Source organism: Deinococcus aquiradiocola (genome assembly GCF_014646915.1).
Taxonomy (GTDB): Bacteria; Deinococcota; Deinococci; order Deinococcales; family Deinococcaceae; genus Deinococcus; species Deinococcus aquiradiocola.
The window spans coordinates 669-869 of record NZ_BMOE01000036.1 but is presented as its reverse complement, the minus strand read 5'-3'; positions in this window follow the sequence as shown (position 1 = coordinate 869).

Here is a 201-nt window from a genome sequence, read left to right as displayed (position 1 = left end):
TGATCTCTAGTTACCAGAGTCACACAACAGACGGGCACACACTACTTGAAGCACTCAAGGCAAGCTTTATTGAGGCTTAAGCAGTGGGTTCCCTAGTTAGCCAGAGAGCTCCCAGGCTCAGATCTGGTCTAACCAGAGAGACCCAGTACAGGCAAAAAGCAGCTGCACCGGTAGCTGAGCGGGCTTTTTTTTCTTAGGCCT